Source organism: Streptomyces sp. NPDC058373 (assembly GCF_042723275.1).
GTDB lineage: Bacteria > Actinomycetota > Actinomycetes > Streptomycetales > Streptomycetaceae > Streptomyces.
The window spans coordinates 1-4,345 of record NZ_JBHXJE010000095.1 but is presented as its reverse complement, the minus strand read 5'-3'; the positions used below and the strand labels follow the sequence as shown (position 1 = coordinate 4,345).

Annotated in this window: 4 protein-coding genes and 1 pseudogene; 1 reads left to right on the top strand and 4 read right to left on the bottom strand. The window is 74.3% G+C overall.

Going from position 1 to position 4,345, the window contains the following annotated elements:
- The first annotated feature begins 14 nt into the window (after positions 1 to 14).
- The gene (locus ACFWMZ_RS28120) at positions 15 to 1,712 is read left to right on the top strand and encodes an alkaline phosphatase D family protein (RefSeq protein WP_383184073.1); all 1,698 of its coding nucleotides are present in this window, start codon (positions 15 to 17) and stop codon (positions 1,710 to 1,712) included.
- A gap of 75 nt (positions 1,713 to 1,787) precedes the next feature.
- On the opposite strand, the gene ACFWMZ_RS28115 is transcribed toward ACFWMZ_RS28120, so the two are convergent.
- The 4 genes and pseudogenes from ACFWMZ_RS28115 to ACFWMZ_RS28100 all read right to left on the bottom strand — a co-directional run.
- Positions 1,788 to 2,576, bottom strand: coding sequence for an ATP-dependent Lon protease (locus ACFWMZ_RS28115; protein ID WP_383184071.1), 789 nt, complete (start codon positions 2,574 to 2,576; stop codon positions 1,788 to 1,790).
- A 133-nt stretch (positions 2,577 to 2,709) separates the two neighbouring features.
- Positions 2,710 to 2,901: a hotdog domain-containing protein gene (locus ACFWMZ_RS28110; protein WP_383204985.1), complete on the bottom strand. Its 192-nt coding sequence runs from the start codon at positions 2,899 to 2,901 to the stop codon at positions 2,710 to 2,712.
- 48 nt (positions 2,902 to 2,949) lie between these two features.
- Positions 2,950 to 3,903: a DMT family transporter gene (locus ACFWMZ_RS28105; protein ID WP_383184067.1), complete on the bottom strand. Its 954-nt coding sequence runs from the start codon at positions 3,901 to 3,903 to the stop codon at positions 2,950 to 2,952.
- 68 nt (positions 3,904 to 3,971) lie between these two features.
- Positions 3,972 to 4,345, bottom strand: a pseudogene (locus ACFWMZ_RS28100) (erythromycin esterase); the annotation flags it as partial.

Below are 4,345 nucleotides of genomic sequence, written 5' to 3'. Positions count from 1 at the left end.
CTGAGGAGTGCCCCATGCCCACCGCTTCCCTGCCGGACTCCCCCACCACCACATCCACCATCCCCGCCCCGTCCACCGCCGCGTCCCGTTCCGAGCGGCACGGCGCCGCGCTGCGCGCCGCCGCCCGGGGGCTGGACCGGCGGCGGCTGCTGACGCTGGGCGGCACCGCCGCCGCCCTCGCCTTCGCCACCAACCTCCCGCTGGCGGGCGCCGCGGCGGCCGACGGATTCGACGCGCGGCGGCTGAGCGAGGACCCGTTCACGCTCGGCGTGGCCTCCGGCGACCCGCACCCCTCGTCCGTGCTGCTGTGGACCCGGCTCGCGCCGCGCCCCTTCGAGCCGGACAGCGGCCTGCCCGCCTCCCGGATCACCGTCGAGTGGGAACTGGCCCACGACGACCGCTTCCGCCGTACCGTCAGACGCGGCCAGGACACCGCGCACCCGGAGTTCCACCACAGCATCCATGTGGAGGTGGACGGCCTCGACCCCGACCGGGAGTACTACTACCGCTTCCGCGCCGGAAACTTCACCAGCCCGGTCGGCCGCACCCGCACGGCACCCCGTCCCGGCACCCGGGCCCGCGAACTGACCCTCGCCGCCGTCTCCTGCCAGGCGTACCACGACGGCTACTTCACCGCCTACCGCCACCTCGCGGCCGAGGACGTCGACGTCGTCCTGCACCTCGGCGACTACCTCTACGAGTACGCGGTGAGCGGCGCCGGAGGCGCCCGCGGCTACACCGACCGGGTGCTGCCCGCCGTCTTCAACCGGGAGACCACCACCCTGGAGGACTACCGGCTGCGGTACGGCCTCTACAAGTCCGACCCGGACCTGATCGCCGCCCACGCCGCCCACCCCTTCGTGGTCACCTGGGACGACCACGAGACGGAGAACAACTACGCGGGCGACCAGCCGGAGAACGACGTGGACCCCGACGAGTTCCTGCTCCGCCGGGCCGCCGCCTACCGTGCCTACTGGGAGAACCAGCCGCTGCGGCTGCCGCAGCGGCCCGAAGGCCCCGACATGCGGCTCTACCGGCGGCTGCACTGGGGCGACCTGGCCCAGTTCGACATCCTCGACACCCGCCAGTACCGCTCCGACCAGGCGTACGGCGACGGCTGGCAGACGCCGGGGCCCGAGTCCGAGGACCCGGCGCGCACCATGACCGGGGCCACCCAGGAGCGGTGGCTGCTCGACGGCTGGCGCACCTCGCGGGCCCGCTGGAACGTCGTCCCGCAGCAGGTGACCTTCTCCCAGCGGCGCAACTCGACCAGCTCCGCCTACAAGCTCTCCATGGACTCCTGGGACGGCTACCCGGCCTCCCGCGAGCGGCTGCTCGCCGGGGCCGAGCAGGCGGGCGTCGACCACCTGATGGTCCTCACCGGGGACGTGCACGTCGGGTACGGCTTCGACATCAAGCGGGACTTCGCCGACCAGGGCTCGCGCACCGTCGGCACCGAACTGGTCGCCACCTCGATCGCCAGCGGCAAGGACGGCGCCGACCGGCCCGCCAACTGGGAGGCGTACCACGCGGCCAATCCGCACCTGAAGTTCTACAACGGCCGCCGCGGCTACCTGACGGTCCGGCTCGGCGAGGAGGAGGCGCGCGCCGACTTCCGCACCGTCTCCGCCGTGACCGTGCCCGACGCGCCGATCGCCACCGCCGCCTCCTTCGTCACCGAGCGCCGCTCGCCCGGCCTGAAACCCGCCTGACCGGGCCGGAAGCGTGGAGGGGAGTCGCACCGCCGGTCCGGCGCGGCTCCCCTCCCCGGACCGGCGTCCGGCCGGTCAGCGCTCCTGCACCAGCGCGCGGGCCGGGGCGTGGCTGATCACGAAGCTGCCGATCACCGTGGTCCCGTCGAGGTCGTACACCGCGATGCGGCGGTCCTCACCGGCCCGCTGCGACTGGAGGGCGATCGCCTCGCGCGGCGACGCCGGGTTCGGCTCGTCCTCCAGCTCCGCCCGCTTCACGTACCCGAGTTTCCCGTCGGTCGTGTACGCCCGGATCAGATCGGGCCCGCTCTGCGGCGTCGTCGCGTCCAGGCCGGACCCGTACGTCTCCCCCTTCGCGTTCTTCGGCCAGGCGGGCTTCGCCGCGCTCTGACCGGATGTTGCCGTGGCCGCCCCAGCCGTCGGCGACCGGTGGCCGAGGCTGGGCGACTTCAGCGTGTAGACGGCGTTGTAGCCGTTCCCGTTGTACGCCTTCGTCACCCCGTAACTGTGGTACGTGCCGGCCCCGCAGCCGTTCCCCAGCGTCGGGACGCTCAGGCTGTTCGCGGGCCCGGTGGTGTAGGAGTACCCGTTCGAGGCGCACAGCGTGTTGCCCTTGTAGAGGCGGGCGAGGGCACCGAGGTACCCGGCGGGGACGTTGCCGCCGCCGTCCTTGGCGGCGGTCGTCGACGCGTAGAGGCGTGAACTGTCGGTGATGTACGCGCGGTTCTTGTACTTGTAGCCCTTGATCGGCCCGTAGTAGCCCCAGGGGCTGTACGCGGCGGCGGCCGCCTGCGGCGTGAAGGCGCCCAGCAGTCCCACCGCCAGCAGACCGACGAGTCCGGCCCTCGCGTGCGCTCGTCTCACGGAAGCCAAAATTCCCCCCCATTTGCGCATGGTCGTACCACTCGGGACTCCCCGAGGACTTAAGGGTGAATTGGTACGCAACGACCGTCAACAGCGCGTTTGGGCTATCAGGGGCGCAAACGGGTCGCACACGTCAGACGCGCGGCATCAGCACCGCCTGCGTCTGGGTGGTCTGGCCGAGCAGCCGCCCCTCGTCGTCGTACAGGTCGGTCTGGACGGTTAGGAAGGAGCGGCCGGCGTGCAGCGGCCGGGCCACCGCGCGGGCCGTGCCGGAGCGCAGGGCGCGGAAGAAGTTGGGCGCCCGGTCCGGCACCCTCGACCGCACACAAGTGCCGCCCACGGCCCGGGCAGGCTCCGCACCGGGTGACCGCGGTCACTCCGCCGCGTCCGCCGCCGGGGTACGCGGCTCGCCGTCGGCCGGGGCCGCCGGCGCCGGTCCGCGCCGCCGGGCCACCGCGACCCCGGCGAGGCAGAGGGCGCCGCCGGCCAGGGCGAGGGCGGCCGGGACCTCGCCGAGCAGGGCCCAGGACATCAGGACGACCAGGGCGGGGACCGCGTAGGTGGTGGCGCCCATCCGCCCTGCGGTGGTGCGGGAGAGGGCGAAGGCCCAGGTGGTGAAGGCGAGGGCGGTCGGGAAGACGCCGAGGTAGACCATGTTGAGGGTGGCGCCGGCCGGGGCGGTACGCAGCTCGGACAGGAGCGTCCCCAGGAAGGGCAGGCAGGCCACCGCCCCGACCAGGCAGCCGTACGTGGTGACCTGGAGCGCCCCGGCGTGGCGCAGGGCGGGCTTCTGCGCCACGACCCCGGCCGCGTAGGAGGCGGCGGCGAGCAGGCACAGGACGACGCCGAGCGGGGAGGCGCCGCCCTCGCCCGAGGTGGAGAGGCCGACGACGACGGCGCCGGCGAAGGAGACCGCCACCCCGGCCAGCAGCGGCCTCGGCAGGCCCTCGCCGAGGAGGGCGCCGCCGAGCAGGGCGATGAGCAGCGGGCCGATGTTGACCAGCAGGGCGGCGGTGCCCGCGTCGACCTCCCGCTCCCCCCAGTTGAGGACCACCATGTAGACGCCGAACCAGAGGACGCCGGAGAGCAGGATGCCCGGCCAGGCGCCGCGCGCCGGCAGCCCGATCCGGCGGACGGCGGCGACCGCGCCCAGCACCAGGGAACCGGCGAGCAGCCGCCCGAGCGCGAGGGCGCCTGGGGAGTACGCCTCCCCGGCGCTGCGGATGGAGACGAAGGCCGAGGCCCACAGGACGACGGTGACCGAGGCGGCGGCGGGCGCGGCCCAGCGGGCGGCCCGGAGCCCGGGTGCGCCGAGTGAGGTGTGCATGGCGACGACGGTAGCGCCGGGAGGATTCGGCGGGGGCCGAAGCGAGGCCCTACGGGCGGGCCGCGCGCTCAGCTCCGCGGGACGTCCTTGACGAAGACGAGGCCGTCGCTCCGTACCAGGTGGGCCGGGTCGAGCGGGGCGTAGCCGAACCAGGGGGCTCCCGGGGCGCGGGCGGCGGGTCGCCGAGGGCGGCGGCCAGCCGGGGAGCGTCGAGGAGGTGGCGGTCCTCGGGGAGGGCCGCGTACAGCCGCCCTTCGAGGGTGTCCGGGGGCGGGGTGCCGGCTCCCTGGTGGCGGAGGGCGCCGGGGGCGCTGGGCAGGAAGGCGTACGCCTCGCCGAACCGGGCCACTAGGCCCTGTCCGGCGGATCTTCGTGGAAGAGCCTGCGGCGTCTGGTGCGTGCTCTCGGCGTGCGCCCGGATCTCCCTCGTACTGGACGTACT

What these genes read in the sequence shown, in the direction of transcription:
- ACFWMZ_RS28120 (WP_383184073.1), top strand. Translation starts at nt 15, where the DNA reads ATGCCCACCGCTTCCCTGCCGGACTCCCCCACCACCACATCCACCATC.
- ACFWMZ_RS28105 (WP_383184067.1), bottom strand. Translation starts at nt 3,903, where the DNA reads ATGCACACCTCACTCGGCGCACCCGGGCTCCGGGCCGCCCGCTGGGCC.